Annotated in this window: 17 protein-coding genes; 4 read left to right on the top strand and 13 right to left on the bottom strand. The window is 37.4% G+C overall.

Annotated features, from left to right (window positions below):
- The first annotated feature begins 157 nt into the window (after window positions 1-157).
- A complete protein-coding gene (locus MHB74_RS04920; protein WP_061679460.1) occupies window positions 158-1,045 on the top strand; it encodes a DMT family transporter in 888 nt (295 codons plus the stop codon).
- A gap of 1,087 nt (window positions 1,046-2,132) precedes the next feature.
- A complete protein-coding gene (locus MHB74_RS04915; RefSeq protein ID WP_061679458.1) occupies window positions 2,133-3,053 on the top strand; it encodes a CPBP family intramembrane glutamic endopeptidase in 921 nt (306 codons plus the stop codon).
- Between the two features lie 146 nt (window positions 3,054-3,199).
- Here the strand turns inward: MHB74_RS04915 and MHB74_RS04910 are convergent, their stop codons facing one another.
- Entirely contained in the window at window positions 3,200-3,967 is a 768-nt protein-coding gene (locus MHB74_RS04910; protein WP_061679457.1) for a TSUP family transporter, read from the bottom strand.
- 261 nt (window positions 3,968-4,228) lie between these two features.
- Between MHB74_RS04910 and MHB74_RS04905 the strand changes: the two genes are divergently transcribed.
- A complete protein-coding gene (locus MHB74_RS04905) occupies window positions 4,229-5,014 on the top strand; it encodes a TrmB family transcriptional regulator (protein ID WP_061679456.1) in 786 nt (261 codons plus the stop codon).
- 163 nt (window positions 5,015-5,177) lie between these two features.
- Here the strand turns inward: MHB74_RS04905 and MHB74_RS04900 are convergent, their stop codons facing one another.
- The 12 genes from MHB74_RS04900 to MHB74_RS04845 all read right to left on the bottom strand — a co-directional run bounded on the left by MHB74_RS04900 (window position 5,178) and on the right by MHB74_RS04845 (window position 18,843).
- Window positions 5,178-6,026: a hypothetical protein gene (locus MHB74_RS04900; RefSeq protein ID WP_000908107.1), complete on the bottom strand. Its 849-nt coding sequence runs from the start codon at window positions 6,024-6,026 to the stop codon at window positions 5,178-5,180.
- A 108-nt stretch (window positions 6,027-6,134) separates the two neighbouring features.
- Window positions 6,135-7,424, bottom strand: a complete 1,290-nt coding sequence (gene dnaB, locus MHB74_RS04895) for a replicative DNA helicase (protein WP_061679455.1) — start codon at window positions 7,422-7,424, stop codon at window positions 6,135-6,137.
- A complete protein-coding gene (locus MHB74_RS04890) occupies window positions 7,421-8,281 on the bottom strand; it encodes a DnaD domain-containing protein (protein ID WP_061679454.1) in 861 nt (286 codons plus the stop codon). Before MHB74_RS04890 ends, dnaB begins: the two co-directional genes overlap by 4 nt.
- A 197-nt stretch (window positions 8,282-8,478) precedes the next feature.
- Window positions 8,479-8,805 (bottom strand): nucleoside triphosphate pyrophosphohydrolase, encoded by a 327-nt coding sequence (locus tag MHB74_RS04885; RefSeq protein WP_061679453.1) that lies wholly within the window; start codon window positions 8,803-8,805, stop codon window positions 8,479-8,481.
- A 52-nt stretch (window positions 8,806-8,857) separates the two neighbouring features.
- Window positions 8,858-9,601 (bottom strand): MerR family transcriptional regulator, encoded by a 744-nt coding sequence (locus tag MHB74_RS04880; protein WP_061679452.1) that lies wholly within the window; start codon window positions 9,599-9,601, stop codon window positions 8,858-8,860.
- Between the two features lie 8 nt (window positions 9,602-9,609).
- The gene (locus tag MHB74_RS04875) at window positions 9,610-9,861 is read right to left on the bottom strand and encodes a hypothetical protein (RefSeq protein ID WP_061679451.1); all 252 of its coding nucleotides are present in this window, start codon (window positions 9,859-9,861) and stop codon (window positions 9,610-9,612) included.
- A 3-nt stretch (window positions 9,862-9,864) separates the two neighbouring features.
- Complete coding sequence (locus MHB74_RS04870) at window positions 9,865-10,203, bottom strand: DUF4870 domain-containing protein (RefSeq protein WP_061679450.1); 339 nt, start codon at window positions 10,201-10,203, stop codon at window positions 9,865-9,867.
- A 340-nt stretch (window positions 10,204-10,543) separates the two neighbouring features.
- Entirely contained in the window at window positions 10,544-12,988 is a 2,445-nt protein-coding gene (locus MHB74_RS04865) for a restriction endonuclease-like protein (protein WP_061679475.1), read from the bottom strand.
- Entirely contained in the window at window positions 12,963-15,497 is a 2,535-nt protein-coding gene (locus MHB74_RS04860) for an McrB family protein (RefSeq protein WP_061679449.1), read from the bottom strand. The genes MHB74_RS04865 and MHB74_RS04860 overlap by 26 nt, the downstream gene beginning before the upstream one ends.
- A gap of 91 nt (window positions 15,498-15,588) precedes the next feature.
- On the bottom strand, window positions 15,589-16,560 hold the full coding sequence (locus MHB74_RS04855; RefSeq protein WP_061679448.1) for a tripartite tricarboxylate transporter substrate binding protein: 972 nt from the start codon (window positions 16,558-16,560) through the stop codon (window positions 15,589-15,591).
- Window positions 16,557-17,234: a response regulator gene (locus tag MHB74_RS04850; RefSeq protein WP_061679447.1), complete on the bottom strand. Its 678-nt coding sequence runs from the start codon at window positions 17,232-17,234 to the stop codon at window positions 16,557-16,559. Before MHB74_RS04850 ends, MHB74_RS04855 begins: the two co-directional genes overlap by 4 nt.
- 19 nt (window positions 17,235-17,253) lie before the next feature.
- On the bottom strand, window positions 17,254-18,843 hold the full coding sequence (locus MHB74_RS04845; RefSeq protein ID WP_061679446.1) for an ATP-binding protein: 1,590 nt from the start codon (window positions 18,841-18,843) through the stop codon (window positions 17,254-17,256).
- 224 nt (window positions 18,844-19,067) lie between these two features.
- On the opposite strand from MHB74_RS04845, the gene MHB74_RS04840 reads away from it, so the two are divergent.
- Window positions 19,068-20,390, top strand: coding sequence for an MFS transporter (locus MHB74_RS04840; protein ID WP_061679445.1), 1,323 nt, complete (start codon window positions 19,068-19,070; stop codon window positions 20,388-20,390).
- Window positions 20,391-20,525: the final 135 nt, after the last annotated feature.

Genomic DNA, 20,525 nt, shown 5'->3' with positions numbered 1-20,525 from the left:
CTTCCCCATCAAAAAAAGGCTGTTTTATAAACAGCCTTTTTTTGATGGAGTAAAACGTCGATAAATTTAAGTTACAAATATTCAGAATTAATATTAAAATAAAAAATGGGGATAGGGGTATGGGATTATAAAATTTATACATAACGAGGGCATAGAAATGAAACTACAATTAAAAGCGGATTTAGGACTACTACTAGTTACATTCTTTTGGGGTGCATCCATCTTACTTACGAAGGTTGGACTCGAAGGCATAGAAGAATACAATTTAATCGCATTACGATTTATTATTGCCTTTCTTTTATCAGGTTTAATATTTTACAAACATTTATTCAAAGTCGATTTTAAAACTGTAAAATATGCATTTATACTCGCTTCTGTCTTATTTATCGTTTACATTTTCGCGACTTTCGGCACAAAGTATACGAGTGTTTCTAATGCTGGATTCTTACTATGTCTCACAGTCATTTTCATTCCGATATTATCAGCTATATTTTTAAAACACATTCCGGAAAAGAAAGTGATAGTAGGAATCATTTTAACGATAGTAGGAATCGGCTTATTAACATTAACGAGCGAATTCAAGATCGGGAACGGCGATATATTTTGCATACTGTCAGCCTTATTTTATGCGATTCACGTCATCATCACTGGCAGCGTAACAAAACATGTAAACTCCATTGCACTTGGAGTCATACAACTCGGGTTCGTCGGCCTATTCAGTCTTATTTTTTCATTCATTATCGAAACGCCAAAACTGCCTAGCACAACCAACTCATGGCTCATCATCTTAGCCTTAAGCATCTTTTGCACCGCAGTCGCATTCATCGTGCAAGTTATCGCCCAGCAATACACGACGCCTACACATACAGGACTTATCTTCTCATTAGAACCTGTCTTTTCCGCAGGCTTCGCTTTCGTTTTCACAGGTGAAACGCTTACTGGAAAAGGATACTTAGGGGCGACACTTATATTAGTAAGTGTGTTGATTGCTGAGGTGGATTTTAAGAGTGTATTGCGGCCTAATTATAAAAAAAATATGGAATAGTTATTTCGCTACAGTACATAAACATACCCCGAAAATATTCGTTTGTATTATTTTCACCCTCTTACCTTAATTGTTTTAGATGCTATCTTTGAATAAGGTAGCATCTAAAACATGTTTCGCGGTATTTGCAGAAAAGGGAACTGAATACAATAAAGCGGCATAAAGATCGAATAGAAAATGACAGAATTGAGCGTAAAATCGGTGTGTTAAAGCAAGAGATTAAAAAGGTGTTTGAACATACTTCTGTTGTAAAAACAAACGTAGAAAATATAAATAATTCCCTTGCGGAATTACAATCGGTTACAGAATAGCATACTGTTTCGAACGAAGAAATTAGAGAAAATAGATGAACGGTTATCTTATTTCGCTAAGCATGTATCGCATTTTGCTGGGAGTGTTGGAAAATGAAATATCTAAAAGAAATTTAAGTGTTACTGAACAATAAAATGAAACTTTAATCAGTGGGGGTTTTGTTCATCCCCCACTGATTATTAGTTGAACCAATCGGACGTTTACGGACAGTTGATCTCCCACCTAACTTCTTTGCTCCAACTGAATTTTGAGGTGGGAGTTTTACTGTCCGTTAACGCGGGATAAACAGAAAAAAGGAGGTAACTTGGTGTTACCTCTTTTTCTTTATTTCCAGAACGCCTACCACTACTTATCCTTTTTAACCGCAGGAATTATTTATTATGAGATACAATGTTCTTTTTAACGGCTTATTTTATGTCGGAATTTGTTTAGTGTACGGAATTCTTATTTTGATGGGCTACCCCATGCCCATCAAGCTAAAATTTTAAAGTACCCCCTAAATGGAAATTTTGTGTTTTTATAGCACCGAAGTTTATTTTTTATCGTTTTGGAGAACAACAGATTTTTTAACTTGATAGCAATGTGATGCTCTCCCCCAGGTGCACTCAAGGTAGACAAAGAAATGAAGGAAACTGTTATAGAAATTTCTACATTTCTTTGGTAACGTATCGCTCCTTTCTTACAAAAATCTTAACTTTATTACCTTAAAAAGGTTCTTTATGAAAACATATAGAATTAGCACATATCGCAGTATTTTATAATTGAGGGGGTGGCTATGCTGAAGCATTTAACAAAAGCAAAAAACTCATCAACAAGTCTGAGAGGGTATTTGGAATCCTATCCGTTAACTTCATTTTTTGTAATGGCATATTTATTCTCGTGGGTTGTATTAATTCCATTTATCTTATCCCAATGGGGTATTTTCCCTAAAACAAAAGTGTTTGATATTTTCTTTTTTGCCAATGCATTTGTAGGCCCTATGTTAGCGGCATATATCATGATTCGAGCTCTTGAAGGCAAAGAGTCATGGAAAAAAGTTAGAAAAAGCATCATATCTATTAAGGTCGGTTTGAAGTGGTACTTGTTTACTCTCATTGTTATCCCTGCTGCAATGTTTCTGGGTATGGTGATATTAAATGGAGGGATACCTACTTTCCATGACCTTACTTCTAAATTTTTTGTAACCTATCTCATCTCTCTTGTAGCTATTTTCTTTCTCGGTGGGCCTTTACCTGAGGAAATCGGATGGCGCGGTTTCGCTCTACCTCGGTTACAATCGAAGTTTGGACCGTTAAAAGCTACATTACTACTTAGTGTTTTGTGGGCTTTTTGGCATCTTCCACATTTCTTAACGGTTGCACAAAGGGGGGGACCGGGTTCTGACCTTTCTATCCTATATATTCATTTGCCAATTTTTATTTTGCTGTGTTTGCCGATCTCAATCATTCTTACTTGGGTCTATAACTCCCATCGCGGTAACTTATTTATTGTCATGCTAGTTCATGCGAGTGTAAATACGTTTAGCTTGGTACAAGCTCATTCCATCAACCCTGTTTTAAAGAATTCGGATTTATTTGTAGGAATAGGATTGGGCTTTGTTGCTTTGCTTATTCTTATTTTCACAAGAGGCAACCTTGGATATAAACAAACTTTTAATGAAGTAGGGTTCAGTAACAATGAAAATATAAGTAAATAGAAATGAAAACCATAAAATAGGTTAATGGCAATAGGGTACCCCCACATCGCTATCAAGCTAAGATTTTAAAGTACCTCATAAGGAAAAGACACTCATATATAAGTGTCTTTTCTGATAGTTTTTTTATTGGAAGTTATTTTTAGAGATTATTGAATATAATCAAAAATATTTTTCGCTAACAATAAACAAGTTACTGTAATGAAAAGAGCACGAACATACCCGCTTCCTTTTTTTATAGCAAATTTGGAGCCAACAATCCCTCCAGCAATTTGAGCAATCCCCATTATAAAACCATACGCATAGTTTACTTGCCCTACACACATAAACATCAACAACGCACCAACATTACTTCCTAAATTAAGAAGCTTCGCATTACCTGCTGCTTTTAAAAAATCATATCCAATAAATAAAAGAGAAAACATTAAAAACGAACCTGTTCCAGGACCTAAAAATCCATCATAAAAACCGATAGCAAAAATAAAAAAAGTAAAAATAATGACGTGTCGACCAGATAATTTCTTATGAGTGGAAATACTACCCCAATCCTTTTTGAATATTGTATAAATAGCAACCGCACCAAGCATAATCAGCATCAATGGCTTCAGTACTTCTGGGTTCATTAAATGAACGGTCCATGCCCCTATTATGGAACCTATGAAAGTGAGTGGAACTAATTTAAAAGCCGATTTCAAATCAAGATTACCAGAACGATAAAACACAATATTACTCGTTGCACACCCCATTGTCGACGCTAGTTTATTCGTAGCTACTGCACTTGCTGGATTCAGTCCTGTAAATAATAAAGCGGGTAAGGCGATCAGTCCACCACCACCTACAACTGAATCAATAAATGCAGCTAAAAATCCAAAAGCAATCAAAATAATGAATACTGATGGGTCTAAATAAAAGTCCATACTATTAACCTCCCCTTTAGTCACTATTCGAATAGTAACTAATAATTTGCTAAATGTAAACAGTTATTGTAACGTTAAAATATAAAGTGAAACTTTAATCAGTGGGGATTTTCTTCATCCCCCACTGATTATTAGTTGAACCAATCGGACTTTTACGGGCAGCCCGACCCCCACCTAACTTCTTTGCTTTCGCTACATTTTGAGGTGGGGGTCTTACTGCCCATTAAAGCGGGATAAAAGTAAACATCGGAGGACGAAAAAGTGGACTACATAGTACAACAGCTTAAAAAAATGGGTTTTAATGAATATGAAGCTAAATCTTATGTATCTCTTGTTAAACAGGGGCCTGTCACAGCCTACCAAGTGAGTAAAGATTCAGGTGTCCCAAGAGCGCGAATTTATGAGATTTTAGGTAACCTTGTAGAAAAAGGAATTGTCATGAAAGAAGAAATAAATGACACCACTCGCTATTCACCTCTACCTGTTGAAATCTTTTTACAAAAGGCTCAATCAGAATGGCAGTCTACTTATGAAGGAATCAGTGACTCATTAAAAAAACTAGAAACTTCTGAGGAAAAAACGGATAATCGAGTAATTACTTTAAAAGACAAAAAAACAATCATTAGCTATTGTCAGACATTAATAAAAAAAGCAGAACAACGTATTGTCATTTCAATGTGGGATGAGATGTATGAAGCATTAACAGAGGAACTATCTGCCGTAGCTGATAAAGTTACAGTACAAGGTATTACCCTGCATGTTGAAAATCCAATTAAAAATCTAGAAACACATCGTATCACACCCTATACAGAAACCCGTTCTACAGAACATTGGTTTATTTTATCCATAGATTCTAAAGAGATGATTTATGGACCATCACTTGAAGAGCGTAACGTTGCCTTTTATACAGATGATCCGGTTCATATATACTTACTTGAGGATTATGTATGGCATGATGTGTTAGTGAACCGACTTGTCCGACGTAGCCAAGACGATTTAGAACAATGGATTACTACAGAGAGAAAATCCTTTTTTATGGGGAAATAAGAAGTATATTCAAGAGCAAATCAAAAAATTTGCGTATTAAACCTAACAACTTCTCCTTATAAAAATAGCCGACTATTATAGAGTAAATAGTCGGCTATTTTTATATAAATTTATACAGACACTGCCATTTTCCCTTCGCTAAATATTCCCATTAATCCAGCGATTAATGAGATAAACGCTTCTCCCACTCTTTCACCTTTTCAATTGTTACATCTAATTTCTTAGCCACTTCCTCTATACTCATTCCTTTAAAGAGCATTCCAGCTGCCGAAAGTGCTTTATCAATTTCTTCTTGCTTCTCCTGTTCATATAAACGACCCACTTTTGTCATCCGTAACCACTCCTTTACTTTTTTCGCGTAGTCTTCATCAATAAATTTATCTGTAGCTACAAGAATTCCAGCAATAACTTGAATTTGTTCTTGCTCATCGGAGATACATTTTGCTACTTCTATCGTCTTCTCAATTAAAATTTGTCTTTTTTCTCTACTATGCATAAGTGGTACAAGTATTAATTTCATGGTTTCTTCATCCGTCAAAGATTTTCCTTCTTCCATTTTTTTAATAACCTTTTGAAGGATAGCATCACCATTATATTCGCTTAGTAAAACCGCTTTGGAATTTAAACGTATACTAGATACATCTATTTCTTCTATTGGATTCATTACCTCACTTGTATAAATAACCACGATTCGAATATCCGGTAACTCTTTATTCTTATTATAATAACGATACATAATTTGATTTGCATAATCCATATACTTCAAATGGTTTTCAAGGAAACGGGTATTACTTTCATACTCTAACATTAAAATTGAACCATCTTCCATTTCAAATAAAGTATCTGAGCGCCTTTGATCTGCACGAACTCTCGAGAATTCATTTAATAACAGCTCTTTTATTTTTGGAAAGCCTTTTAATCCATATGCTTCAAGCCCTTTATCCCTATAACATTCACTTAAAAACTTCATAAGAATATCTTTATTATGATAAGAAATATCATTCCCTGCCAATAGCTAATCCCCCTTAACTATTAGTTACCATTTTCTTTATTATATAACTTATGAAATTAGCGTTACAACTTTGATTCACATGCAGATACTATTTTCCTTGCCCTTTTACTACTTTACCCCCTCCACAAACCGCCCAAACTCTTTTAAAAACCTCAACTTAAAACTACCAATAGGCCCATTCCGGTGCTTCGCCACATGAATCTCCGTCATCTCTTTCTGCACCGTTTCCTTATCATAATAATCCTCGCGATACATAAGCATAATGACATCCGCATCCTGCTCAATTTGTCCTGTCTCTCTTAAATCAGATAAAAGAGGACGCTTATCTTGCCGTGCTTCTACCGAACGAGACAACTGCGATAACGCGACTACACAAACATTTAATTCACGTGCTAAAACCTTAAGCTTACGCGAAATTTCACTAATCTCTTGAAATCGATTGCCCTTATGCTTCGGATCGCCCGTAATAAGCTGCAAGTAATCTACAATAACTAAAACCTTCTTATCACCGTGCTTCCTCTTTAACTTACGAGTTTGCATCCAAATATCTTGTACCGTAATGCCTGCGTTATCGTAAATTTCAAATGGTAATTCCCCGATTTCCGCAAACGCCTTACTCACCTTTTCCCAGTCTTCCATCGCAAAACGATGCTTCGGATTTTTCAGCCTACCTCCTGAAACCTCGCCTACGCAAGACGCCATCCTTTTTAACAATTGCTTACTACTCATCTCTAATGAAAACAATCCAACCGCCGCTCCAGATTTTGCCGCATGCAGTCCAACATTTAGCGCAAACGCAGTCTTCCCCATAGAAGGACGCGCACCAAGAACGACAAAATCACCTTCCTGCAATCCGCACGTCATTTTATTTAGCGATGTATAACCAGTCTCAATACCCGTAATCTCTTTCGCATCTTGATGAAGCTCTTCATATAAATCAACTAGCGCATCCTTCAAATCAAACTCACATACACAGTCCTTTTCCTCTAACTCACAAAGTGCCGTAATCGTCTCACCAATAATTTTCTCACTCTTCTCCGCAATAAGGCGCTCTCCCATCTTGTGCCCGAGAACACCCGCCTGATACATTTTCCAGGCACCTCGAACAAGCCCCTCATAATAAGAGAAGTTGGCAGTTGTAGGCACACCATCCATTAACCCTATAAAATACTCCATTCCTCCGATCCCCTCTAAAAACTTCGGATCTACCCTAGAAATGAACGTCACAAGATCAATCGGTTGCCCCTCTTCTTCCATTTTTCGCATTAACTGAAATATAGACTTGTGCACTGACAGAGAAAAATACTGCTCCGTCAAACGGCACTCCTTAATAAGCTCTCCATCAATTAATAGAGAACCTAACACCGTCTTTTCCGCCTCCACATTTTGAATACTCATGGACGCCACCCGCGCTCCGCTAAAAAGCGCTGCAACTCTTCCTCAGACGGCGCATTCTTCTCCCACTCCTCACACCTCGCCAAAAACTCCTCCGTCTCCCCCGTACTAACAGACGAATCCTTCTTCCTAAAGCTCGCCGTATCTGCATCAACTTCAGATACTTTCGTAAATCCTTTCCCGTGCCACCCTCTCAAAATCCCCTTCACATAAGCAACCGTCCGCTTATTATTCTCAAACGCAATTTGAAGAGCCTTCAGCACAAGCTCCTCTGACAAATCTTCCATCCATGCACTCAGTTCCTCCACCGTATGCGGAGACAAACTACCGAAATGTTGCTCATAAAAAGAAAACACTCGACTTCCCATCTCTTCCTCTATAACCTCTTCTTCCTCTGTCTCCTCACAAACTGGATCAACATCATCCACAGCCAAATCACTCGGCATACCGAAATGCGCTAACAGCATCGGAACATTCAGCTCCTCCTCTACACACTTCTGAAGAAACATATGTACAAACTCCTTATTCTTCACACCCTTCAGCTCACGAAGAACGCACTTCTCCACATTCGTATTCGTCACCGGATTATAACGAAGCCAATTTAAAACGAATAACTCTCGTGTATCCGCATCATAAAGAATCTTCCCATAATCAATGAAGCGCTGCACAAGCTTATCAACAGTCTCCCGATTATAACCCGTCTCCATCTCAGCTAACCGCTTCGGAAAAGGAAAAATCCCACACTGCGTCGTCTTCGAACAAGTCAACAAATACACATAAAAATACCGCTCCTCCGGCGTCAAATCCAAAACAAAATCATCCTGCCAAAAATTCACCTGCACAGTACGATACACCGCCATCCCAATTCCTCCCGTCCTAATTCAAAAATGAAAATTTCCTCTTTGTACTATATATAGGAAGGAGGGCCGGGTTTTTGGCGTGTTATTTCAAATTTTTTTTCGACTCCTACTACGGTGTTTGTTGGTGTTTTTGTTTTGTTGTGTTTTTTCTTAGTGATTTATTACTTGGTAGGGGCTTGTAAGGGGCTTAGGAGGGGCTAGTTATCGGTTACTTCGATTAGAAAGACTCGATCTGAAAAGCCACCTCGTTCTTCTGCTTTCTTTTTACGGATATTGTTGATTTCTTCTAGTGTTGTGCCTTCGTGTTCGGCTAGGGCGTTTATGAGTTCTAGTAGGTCGGATAGTTCTTCGAGTTTATGTTCTTTTGTGTCTGCTTCTAGGTATTCTGTTAGTTCTTCTTGTGTTTTCTTGCAGAGTTCCTCTATGTATTCATCTTCGTTTAGGATTCTTGTTGTGGGTGTTTTTCCGTTAGCTTTTATTATTTGTGGGATTTTGTTTCGAATTAGTTTGTTGTAGGTTGGCATGTGGGTTTCCTCCGTTTGGTTTTTCTTCTATTATAATGGAAAAGCAGTTTAACTAGGGGTTAAACTGCTGGATTGCTTCTTTTATATAGTTTTCTTCTTTGGTTGTGAAGAGTGTTGGAAATTCGGATAGTGTGAAGTTCGATTGATTAATTATATCCTCTATATCACTTTGAGGTGTATCAAGATAATTCGTTATCTCTTCTATTACATTGAAAAATTCCTTCAAGGTAACTTGAACATCATGATGACTCGGATCCTTCTCTTCTACCTGATACTTTTTCAACTTCCCTATCACATCCATAAACCGTCGATCAAACTTTTCTTTTAATTCCTTATTACTATAAAACGCTTGAACACACTCATTTGAAAAGTGTTCCTCTAACCATTCTTTATTTTCTTTCTCCCATATAAAAGTTTGCAGAAATGAAGAAAACAAAGCGATATCCACTCGTTCTTCCTTTTGAAACTTCTTCATCATCTCATCCATATGCGAAAGCACCTTCGCAATTCTTTCTTGCTCCGCCAAAAGCAATTCCCTTTGAAAATGCATTTGTCTTAAAAATTCTTCTGTCTCTATATCACGCTGCAATATAATATTTTGAATTTCCCCAAGCGAAAAACCGAGATGCTTAAACGATTGAATTTGCTGCAGCACATACAAATCATCTTTCGTATATAACCGATGTCCGCCCTCCGTATAATCGCTCGGCTTTAATAAATTAATCTTGTCATAATAACGAAGCGTCCGCACCGTAACATCCCCAACACTTGCAAACTCACTAATCATCCACGTCATATCATCACCTACTCCGCTAACTTCTCTTTCACATACTGAAGCATATGAGAAAAACTCATCTCATTCTGCCTACAATATTGAAATAAGCCTACAACAAGTAACAAAAAAGGGACATTACTTCTATAACGAGTTTCATACTCGCTAATACCATCATAAAAGCACTCATACTTTCTTTTTCGTAAAACAATATAAATCGCAATAAACAACACGGCAATCATAATAAAAATTTGCTTTCCCCTTATCTCCACTTCTTGTTTCATCACCTATTCTCCTTCCACTGCGTACTTATCTTCTTTAAATAACGGAATTCGAATGAAATAAAGATATGGCTCATCGCGTATTACTTTCCACGCAACAATGATCACTTGAACGACCTCGAAGGCAAACACAATCCAAAACAAAACATCACTAATACGCGAACTAATATTAAATAGAAGAAAGATTAACAAATGAAAGTTGAACGCCTTTCGGCAATGATATTTGTACACTTCATTTTTACGTGCCAGTGTGATGTACATAAGTAGTGGTGAAAAGATTCCTATTATGGCTGAGAGTAATAGCATGATGATGGTGTTTTGTTTTTCTTTTGTGGTGTTTTTCATGAGTGTTTTGATCCCCCTTTTTGATTTGTCTCCTTTAGGTTAGGGGGTGACGTTGGGGGAGGTGCAAGGGGAATGTATAGAAAAACGGATTAATACCCATATAGATAAAATCAGATCTTTACCTTGACAGGGTGGAGGTCATCATACCTACTTTATTTACAAATAAAAAGAAGAACATACGCTCTCTATGCTCTTCTTCCCATGGCTAACAATACACTTTATCTAACTAATATTTATCTATTATATTTAAAAATTTCTCCACTTCACCTAAACTCATTTGCTCCATGTAAAAATAAACTCAGCCCTTATCCATGGCTTAATCCCCTTTTGTATCTAATCCCTATTCCCCAACATTTAACACCCCTAAAACCTCCCTAAACAACACCGATCCCCTCCCAACAACCAACTCCAAAGCAACCTCTTTAACTAGCCCTTCTCTCCCCACCATAACAATCCCACTCTCATAATCAACCCAAATCTGAACATCCTGCACATAATAACTCTTAATAGAAGAAGCCTCATCTAAATTGCGATGATCTAGCTCAATCCTAACTTGCTTTGTAAAGCGACGTAATGTTTTCCAAAGGCTTCGTTCTTCTTTTGACTTCATAAATAGTTCTGGGAGTTCTTGTACTTCTTTTAATAACGACATAGTGGTTATTGTGTATGTTTGAATGCCATATCCTACTGGGCGGATGAGGTGGTCTAGTTTTTTCCATGGCTCTAGTTCGAAATGTACATAATCATCGTTTTGTTGCATTTGAATATGCTTTATTTTGGCGACGTATTGAATTCCACCTTTTTCTCCATGCCATTTTTTCGGTGCATATAATGCTATGTACTTTGCTTCTTGCCATCCTGGTTTTAACTGTGTAACTGGTAACTGGTATAAGCCTTCTTTTCTATATGTTTCATAGTCGACTTCAGTTTTCACGCTGCCCACTAATACTTTTTCTTCTAGCGAGGAGTGCCATTCTTCTTTTGTGCCTCTTGGAAGGATGCCTTCTCTTATAATTTCTTCTGGGCTTTTTTCAATGAGATGGTCTAGAAATTGTTCGACTAGTCTTGTTGCGTTTGGTAAGAATGGAAAGCCACCGATATTTACTTTTTCGATACTTTTATAAAATGGATGGTTCTCGTACACTTCCTCTTGGTTCCACGGGAATAATACGTATGCTCCGTAAGCTGTTCGTTCAAATGGCCCTTCTTGTTCCACTACTAGTGCGTCTCTGTAACGATGCATTGTATTAATGTCTTCTTCCATTGGACCAGGGGTGCCATACTTCCTTTTATAATGAGATCTTTCAGCAAAATCAATTCGGTATTTTGCATCAAAAATGTATTGATATTGATAGTTCTTTCCCTTTTTCTCAATAGCGAGCATCGTATCTGGTTTTTGTGTAACTGTTGGTAGTCTACCGTTTCTTTTCTGGAAATAAAGCTCTATTACTTCATCAGTAACTGGATGCTTAAACGCTCTTTTTGCAGTTTTACTTTCATCAAGCGTTACGTATAAACCATCTTGTTTAACTTGAATAACGTCTTGATGGAGCGGTATATATTTTTTAGATAAAATTTGTCCAAGTTTTAAATACGTCCAGTATTCATATAACCTTGCAACATCTTTTACTGACATTTTGAAAATTTGTCCTCGTAATGTTAAACCACGCGATAGCATTAAGAAAATTTGATACGCATCTCTATAGCCTGCTGCCATTTGAATAACGAGTGAAAAGACTGAGCGATCCAATTTTCCGATCTCTCTCCAAAATGGATCGTTCAATTCATTTTTCATTCGAGATTTCATATTTTTTACACGCTCTAGCAAATTTTCATCAGTTACACCACGTGTATATCTAGACTTCGGCTCTAATGCCTTAAATAAATCATCTATTTTATGTACGACTCTTTGAATCATCCATTTAACAAATCGATTTTCCAGCGTATCATAAGAAACTTCCTTATAAGCTGTAATCCCTTTAGTCGGTATACTTTTTTCTCCTTGCAGCAAGTGTGGTCTCTTTCGCAAATAGTTCATTCCGACGGAATCCAGTTTACGAATTTTTTCTCCTCGTACAAGTTGATGCCTAGTCATAAGCGTATGATGCGGTTGTCTTTTTATATGAGAGATCGACTTCATAAATCGCTCAAAGGAATCATTTAAAATACGATAAAACTCACTCTTCGATGGGTTTGTAGCGTAAATTGCAGATGCCCCTAAGTAAGTTCTCTTTAGTAAATGAAACGCTAAATTATAAATTTCATCATTTACTTCATCCAATAAGGCTCTATAATCATCCTTATAATCAAGCTTTGCCGGGAAAACTTCAAATGTAACAGTTAATAAAGTATCTTGCTCGTTTTTAATTTCAAACGTTGTATTTCCTACTTCATTTGGAAATGAAAGATTCCCCATTAACACATGAAGTGATCCCATTTGAATAGAACTAACTTGTTTTCGAAAACCCGGATGTTCATGATAAAAAGAGAGCTGTTGGTTCTTTTTCGGAACAACAACAAGCTGATAACTTCTATTTTCAAAAAAGATTGGCGGATGTTCGTTCCATTCATCTAGCATCTGCAATCTCGCATCAAATACAGAAACGGATTCCGTCTTCCCATCTACACGAAAATACATCATTTCATCTGCATTCATAGCGTGATATTCTTTTAAACTCTCGTATTTTTCATGATAAGGATTTCCTTTAATCGTCAACGATAGGTCCTCTGTTTCAATCTTAACTAGCTCTATCTCATTATTAGATCCAGAAAGAGGTGAAACCATCATACTCGAACCTCCTTAACATATGAGACAGCTTGTTAGCTGAACGAGGATACTTAGCATATGAAGCGTCATTATTGCTACTATCATATTCTTCATTTGCACATAATACATACAACTGTTTTAATACCTCTTCTGTTCGTCCATCGCTCCCTGCAAGACGCGGTAAAATCTTTTGATATATTTGATAATCAAGTGCTTCATCAAACGATAATAACTTTCCTTGTTCGTTGTATGCCATATAGAAACAAATTTCATCTCGTATACGATACCCAACTTGAGCTCCAACTGATTCCAGTGTTTTATTTATTTCTATTAAAACGCTCGATATATTTCTCACAAGATCTTCGTTTTCTTTAAAACACTCTTTTAGATGAAGATACTCGGTTTCTAAAGAGCGATTTGAAGCAATTTCAGCTTCCTTCTCTTCTACATCCATTAAGAAATTAAAATAATCTAAGTTAACAGTATTAAACTCAATTGTATTCGCACGATCTAATACTTTCTTACTTAACGGATGTGTCGTTTCGTCCATATTTACAGTTCCGATAATATATACATTTGATGGAATCGTAATATGCTTATTCGTAATTGATTCTGGAAGTACCGGTGACGTAACAATTTTTCCATCTTTCCATTTACGGCTCTCAATTACACTTAAGAAATCACTAAAATAGTATTCCACTCGAGCTAAGTTCATCTCGTCCAATACTACAAAATAAGGTCTATTTGGATTTGCATCTGCGGCTTCAAGCACCTTAATTAACGGTCTTTCTTGAAATTCCCCTTGAAGGTTCACATAACCAAGCAAATCAGAACTGTCACTCCAATCAGGTCGAACTGGAATAAGCGTAAATTGTCCATTCTCTTCTGTTGCCCCTAAACTCTCCGCAAACCACTGCACAATTTTCGTTTTCCCTGTACCTGAAATACCTGATAAAATTACAAACGGCTTCGTCTTTAATGAAAGGAAAAAGTTAATAAGATCCTTTTTCTCATAAAAGAAGCCCTTACTTTGAATATAGGAAGACACATGATCAATAATGGATTGCTGATCTAAATGAACTTCTTTCCTCTCAGAACTTGCTTCATACTTAATACCTTTCTCTTTATAGTTAATGAATCCCTCATAGTAGTGAAGCATTTCTTTTAAATCTTCTACTAACTCAACCTCAACTGGCATTTTGTTCACATCGTATACAATGTAGGCAGCTGTTGAATTTGCATAATCCATCGCTCTTGAACTTGTACCAAGGAAAATATTATCGTCTTTCTTCACCTTTTTAGACATGTATATATGTTGACGAACTTCTTGCTTAATCTTCTCCATTTCTTCGTTAGGCGTATCTTTTACCCCTTGTCCTATAGTTAGATACAATCTTTTCATATCTTCACTAAATAAATAAACGATATAGTATCCCCTCTGAGTCGATTTGGTAATATCCTTATTCATAATAGCAATCCACGGAATAGATGCCCAATTCCCTTGTCCAACCGAGCCAGTAACGATGTACTTACTGTCATTCATAAAAGGTAAACACTTAATTTCTGTCGTTATGTCCTTTCGAACCAATTCAGCCAATTTATGCCCTTTTGCACTCCCCTTTTTTGCATCGAGATAACCGTCCATTACCCTTAAAAATCCTTCACGTAAATTACTGTTCATACTACCGCCCTTTTCCTCATCATCTTTTACATATTGTTCAACAGAAATCCATTCATCATTAACTAGTCCCACTTGTTCAAGCCAATCTAGTAAATTATTCGTACGCCGCCTCGCTACCGATTCAACCATCAAATTATCCCCTAATGAATTCCGGACAATTGTCATTCCCAAATCAACTAGAGCTGCTTTCTTTTCATCCTTTGAATACTTCTCTAACAATCCAAGAACAAATAAAGCATGACGGAAATATTCTTGTTTTAAAACTAACTGTGCCATGTAGTTTTTCTTATCTTCCGATTGAACACATTCGCTTAATAGCAACTGATTCATTTCATGAGATTCATTCAAAAAGCCCAACAATCTTAAATCTTGGCGCGCATTAGATTTCACTCTGTATAAATTTTCATCCGTTTGTTCACGTAACGTACTTGGATTATATGTACCATTCATGATCTCTTCTAAAAAGAGCATGACTTTATCGTATTTTTCGCTTGGTAGATTATCAGTTTGGAACTCTTTAAATGTAATAGCCCCTGATTCCGTTACATTCACAAATGGAAGCTGTGAAAGGAAAGCTACCAAGAAAGTATTACATTCACCCGCTTGTCCAAAATCTTCACTCTTTACTGTACGCATAGCGATAAATTTTCTCCAAGCATCCTTAAGAAATTCAAAGCTCACTTTAAAATAAGGTGATGCTTCCTCTTCATATTGCTCACGTGAAAATTTAGCTTCAACGTATAATCTTTCATCATCTTTATTTATAACCAAATAAGTTTTATCACCATTTATATCTTCAACCTGCTCCGTTAATTTAGCCAATTCAATTATGAGTTGCTCTAACATTTTCATCCCCACCGTTACAATTAATTACAATTACTACTATTTTACCAAACTATGTGTAAAAGAAAAATCATACGCCATACCGTATGATTTTCTAATTTCTATTATTCCCTACCAAACCCCTATACTCCTGACTACTCTGCTCAAGGAATATCCGACTCTCCCCACTCCCCTTATAAAAACTCTCCCAACCCCTCTCCCTCAAAATCCCCTTCCAACTATCACTCTCCACCATCCTTTTAATCACATCATCCCAATAAGCAACCTCTTCCTCCGTCATATCTTTCGGGCCCATAATTCCTTTCCAGTGTTGGAAGATGACGTTGATTCCTTGTTCTTTCCATGTTGGGATTTCTGGTAGTCGGTCTAGGCGTTTTGGTGCCGATACGGCTAGTATTTTTATTTTGCCGGCTTTGTATTGTTTTTCGGCTTCGGATAGGGTCATGGTTGCGGCGCCTATTTGTTTGTTCGTTAGGGCGTTTATAATTTTTTCTTTGTTTTCGTAGACGAAGAATTGTAGTTCGGCTGGATTTATGCCGAATGCTTTGCTTACTTGTACGAAGGATAGGTGATCGTCGTTTCCTAGGCCTGGGGCAACTCCGATTTTGAAGTTATTCTTGTTTTGTTTTAGTTGTTTCATGAGTTCGCTTGCATTTTCTATGTTTGATTCTTTTGATACGACAACGACTTCCCAGTCCGATGCGAGTGTTGCGAGAGGTGTGAAGTCTTTATATGTTAGTTTACTGTGGCCTAGTAGGTTGTTCGTTATGAGTAAGCTTGAGTTAATCGCCAGTACGTGACCGCCTTTTTGTTTCGTATATTTCCATCCGACGTCACCGCTGCCACCTACTTTGTTTGTGACTGTGATTGGTTTTGTGAAGATTTTTTCTTCTGTCAGCGTTTTTTGCATTGCTCGCGCTGTTAAGTCCCATCCTGCTCCTGGAACGTTTGGCGCAACGATTTCTACTTTGTCGATGTTTACTGTATTCGTTTGAGGTTTTTCTGAGGAACAACCAGCTATTACCCCTGTCATGATCCATATACATAGTAATAATCGTTTTTTCATAGTCCTCGTCCTATTCGATATTTTCGTTCTGGTCGTCCGATAATGCCGTATGTGTACTCTACTGTGCATTCATTTGTCGCTACTAAGTATTCTAAGTATCTTCTTGCGGTTGTTCTGGAGGCACCCATTTGTTCTCCCATTTCTTCTATTGTAATTCCCTCTTCGAATCCTTTTATAATCCCTTTCACTTTTTGCAGCGTTAACGGATCTACACCTGTCGGTAAGTTTTTTATGTCTTGTGTTTGCGAAGTACCGAAGAAGTTATCGATGAGTGCTTGATTCACTTCATTGTTACTATGTAATAATTGCTTCTTTCTTTTATAGTCTTCAATTGTGTGAACGAATTTTTCTAACGTGACCGGTTTTATAAGGTAGTTGCTTACGCCGTTTCGAATTGCTTTCTCTAGCATATGGTTTTCATTTGCCGCAGTAACCATAATGACGTCAACGTCTGGAAAGTCAGCATGAATTTTGGGCAATAAGTCTGTTCCGATTCCGTCTGGTAAATAGTTATCTAATAGAAGTAAATCGGTTTCTTCCCTTTGTAGTAGTTCCATCGTTTCTTTCGCGTTCAATGCTTTTCCAATCACTTTTACGTCCTTTATTTTTGATAAAAACTCTTCCTGAATTTGCGCGACGCGGAAATCATCTTCTGCAATTGCAACCTTCAACATATGTCCATCCCCCTGTTTGTCATGTACTTTCTCTCAATGTTTTCGGAAGGTAAATTGTAAAAATAGCTCCCCCATTTTTCTCGTTTTGAATTTCAATTGTTCCCTCTAGTAGATCTACCATTTCTTTTACGTTTGCTAGTCCGTAACCACGATTGTTTCCTTTCGTTGAAAATCCTTTTTGAAAAATAGTCGTGATTTTTTCTGCCGGTATTCCTGCTCCACTATCTATTACTTCAAACACAATATCGTGTCCAATATCCGTAACGAAGAAGGAAACATTCTTTTCCTCTTGCTCACTCACCGCATCAAACGCATTGTCGATTATATTTCCAAGGATCGTAATAAGGTGCGATACTTTTATATGGTCTGGTAACGGATGAAGCGCACTATCTCCTTCAATATGAAAATCAATTTTCTTCTCCGATGCTGTTGCGAGTTTTCCTAATAAAATAGCCTGTACTTTCGCATCATGAATTTGATGGAATAAAATATGGTTTTGACTTTGATGAATATTAGATTCTTGCTGGATAAATTCAATTGCTTCTTTGTAATGCCCTAACTGCAATAAGCCAGATAAGACGAAGAGCTTATTTGTAAATTCATGCGTTTGAGCACGTAAGTCCTCTGAATACTTTCTCACCTCAGATATTGTGTTCACTAAGTTTTGCAGTTCTGTTTTATCTCTAAAACTACATACAACTCCTACCGTACTATTATTTTCGAGTATTGGTGTCCTATTTAAAATAAACACCTTATCTTGAAACGCGATTTCTTGATCGTTTTCTAACACACTCTCCATATTAAATTCCGGTAAAACTTTTGAAATGTGTTGCTGCATATAATCATCATTTACATGTAGCATCTCTTCTGCCGACGTGTTCATCATCGTAATAAAACCGTTTTGATCAATGGCGATAATCCCTTCTTTTATAGATAGTAGTATCGCGCTTCGTTCCCGGTATAGCGCTGCGATTTCATTCGGCTCTAAACCGAGTGTATCTTTACGAATGCTACGTGCTAAAAGAATGCCGCCAATAATTCCAACTAGTAATACAGCTAAGGAAAAGAGTATAATTTCTTTCGTTCTGCTCAGTATGTTAGATTCGATACCTTTTATTAAAAACTCTACCGTCACAACACCTACGACTTGATCGTAGTCTCCGTTATGAACAATAATGGGTGCCTTTGCCATTAAAGCCGGACCACTTTCCCCATTTCCTTCGAGCGTATAATAGCCGCCAAAAGTGAGTGCTTCATAGTTATATGGATTGTTACTCTTTGTGCCAATTAACTCCGAATTAGAATGGGAATACATCACCCCAAAGCGATCTTCTATAATGACATAATCTGCACCAGCTTGCTCACGAACTTGTTCCGCAATGGATTGAATCGTACTTTTATGCTCATTATTTTGGAAGGCATCTTTTATAGCTGGCATAAAAGAAAGAGATTTAGCTGTTTGCAGTGCTAACTGCTCCACTTGGCGCTTCGTATCAACGGACTGAATGTAAACAAATATTCCTGCTAATAGGAGAACAACAAATAAAATTAACGCGATAATTAAGCTTACTATTTTCGTTTGTAATGACACTTTGCGTGATTTCTTCATACTTCATATCCTTTGATAAAATATTCAAAACTATCAATCTCCTTTTTCTATTATTATGACAAAACGAATAATGAAGCAACTATTAAAACTCTCCATGTACATAAAGTACAAAAAGAATAAAATTGTCATAATATTGAGATTTTATTCCGTAGACAGTACAATTCAACTAAGATAAAACGCTTTCATAATTATCATTCTATTTATAAGCAAGAGGAGGAATCATTATGGCTCAAGCAAAATCTAACCGAGTCGCCGGCAATATTTTCAAAGGTTCAGTCGGCAATTTAATTGAATGGTACGACTGGTACGTTTACTCTGCCTTCGCTGTTTACTTCTCAGCAGAGTTCTTTCCTAAAGGAGATCCAACAAGCCAATTATTGAACACAGCAGCTATTTTCGCAGTTGGGTTTTTAATGCGCCCTATCGGAAGTTTATTAATGGGACGCTATGCGGATCGGCACGGACGCCGGGCAGCATTAACGCTTTCGATTACGGTTATGGCCGGTGGTTCTTTAATTATCGCCTGTACACCTAGTTACGAAAGCATCGGTATTATGGCGCCAATTATTTTAGTTCTTGCCCGTTTACTACAAGGCTTATCACTTGGCGGAGAGTACGGAACATCCGCAACGTATTTATCTGAAATGGCTAGTAGTGGACGCCGAGGCTTTTATTCAAGCTTCCAATATGTAACGCTCGTTGCTGGACAAATGGTCGCTTTAGGCGTTCAAATTGTTCTTCAGCAATTACTAAGCGAACCAGATATGAAAGCTTGGGGCTGGCGCATTCCGTTCATTATTGGAGCGATGGGCGCAGTAGCTGTATTATGGCTTCGCCGTACAATGGATGAATCGGAGCAATTCTCAAACATAAAATCACAAAAACGCGAAAATGCAGGAACCGTTCGCGCTCTTATGAAACATCCGAAAGCAGTATTAACAGTAGTCGGCCTAACACTAGGAGGCACTGTTGCATTCTATACGTACACAACATATTTACAAAAGTTCATGGTAAACACAGTCGGTCTGCCGAAAGAAGTTGTAAGCTGGATTAACTTTGCCGCACTACTTATTTTCGTCGTACTTCAACCAATTGCGGGGCTACTATCCGATAAAATTGGACGCCGCCCACTATTAATGGCATTCGGTATTCTCGGAACATTACTAACAGCACCGATCTTCTTCTTTATGGAAAAAACGACAGAACCAATCGTAGCATTCTTACTTATGATGGTCGGCCTTATTATCGTTACCGGTTACACATCGATTAACGCCATTGTAAAAGCCGAACTATTCCCAACTGAAATTCGCGCACTTGGCGTAGGCTTACCATATGCACTAACCGTTGCGATATTCGGTGGAACAGCCGAGTTCATCGCATTGTGGCTAAAAAGTATCGGTATGGAATCACTATTCTACTTCTACGTAGCTGGATGTATCGCGATCAGCTTCATTACGTATTGGCGTATGGATGAGTCATCGAAGACTTCGCAGATTGAGGCGGAGCTTGGTGGTGGGGATAAACTGGCTAATAATAAGTCTAGTTAAAATTATGTATTCTATGTTCTTCGTTTACCTGAACTCGATTTGCTTTATCTAAAAAAGCATAATTCATTCATATATAATTTAAAAACCTCTACTTATATTGAAGTGAACCCGAATAGTGGTACATGAAAAAAACAC

Source organism: Bacillus sp. FSL K6-0069 (genome assembly GCF_038007785.1).
GTDB lineage: Bacteria > Bacillota > Bacilli > Bacillales > Bacillaceae_G > Bacillus_A > Bacillus_A mobilis.
Note: the sequence above shows the minus strand (reverse complement) of the source record. Positions and strands in the feature narration are given on the sequence as shown.

Bases quoted from the DNA above. Each gene is read 5' to 3' on its own strand.
- MHB74_RS04910 (WP_061679457.1), bottom strand. From the start codon at position 3,967: ATGGACTTTTATTTAGACCCATCAGTATTCATTATTTTGATTGCTTTT.
- MHB74_RS04880 (WP_061679452.1), bottom strand. From the start codon at position 9,601: ATGACGTGGATGATTAGTGAGTTTGCAAGTGTTGGGGATGTTACGGTG.
- MHB74_RS04850 (WP_061679447.1), bottom strand. From the start codon at position 17,234: ATGTTGAAGGTTGCAATTGCAGAAGATGATTTCCGCGTCGCGCAAATT.
- MHB74_RS04865 (WP_061679475.1), bottom strand. From the start codon at position 12,988: ATGGTTTCACCTCTTTCTGGATCTAATAATGAGATAGAGCTAGTTAAG.
- dnaB (WP_061679455.1), bottom strand. From the start codon at position 7,424: ATGAGTATTCAAAATGTGGAGGCGGAAAAGACGGTGTTAGGTTCTCTA.
- MHB74_RS04915 (WP_061679458.1), top strand. From the start codon at position 2,133: ATGCTGAAGCATTTAACAAAAGCAAAAAACTCATCAACAAGTCTGAGA.
- MHB74_RS04870 (WP_061679450.1), bottom strand. From the start codon at position 10,203: ATGAAAAACACCACAAAAGAAAAACAAAACACCATCATCATGCTATTA.
- MHB74_RS04890 (WP_061679454.1), bottom strand. From the start codon at position 8,281: ATGGCGGTGTATCGTACTGTGCAGGTGAATTTTTGGCAGGATGATTTT.
- MHB74_RS04920 (WP_061679460.1), top strand. From the start codon at position 158: ATGAAACTACAATTAAAAGCGGATTTAGGACTACTACTAGTTACATTC.
- MHB74_RS04840 (WP_061679445.1), top strand. From the start codon at position 19,068: ATGGCTCAAGCAAAATCTAACCGAGTCGCCGGCAATATTTTCAAAGGT.
- MHB74_RS04855 (WP_061679448.1), bottom strand. From the start codon at position 16,560: ATGAAAAAACGATTATTACTATGTATATGGATCATGACAGGGGTAATA.
- MHB74_RS04875 (WP_061679451.1), bottom strand. From the start codon at position 9,861: ATGAAACAAGAAGTGGAGATAAGGGGAAAGCAAATTTTTATTATGATT.
- MHB74_RS04845 (WP_061679446.1), bottom strand. From the start codon at position 18,843: ATGAAGAAATCACGCAAAGTGTCATTACAAACGAAAATAGTAAGCTTA.
- MHB74_RS04860 (WP_061679449.1), bottom strand. From the start codon at position 15,497: ATGTTAGAGCAACTCATAATTGAATTGGCTAAATTAACGGAGCAGGTT.
- MHB74_RS04885 (WP_061679453.1), bottom strand. From the start codon at position 8,805: ATGCCAACCTACAACAAACTAATTCGAAACAAAATCCCACAAATAATA.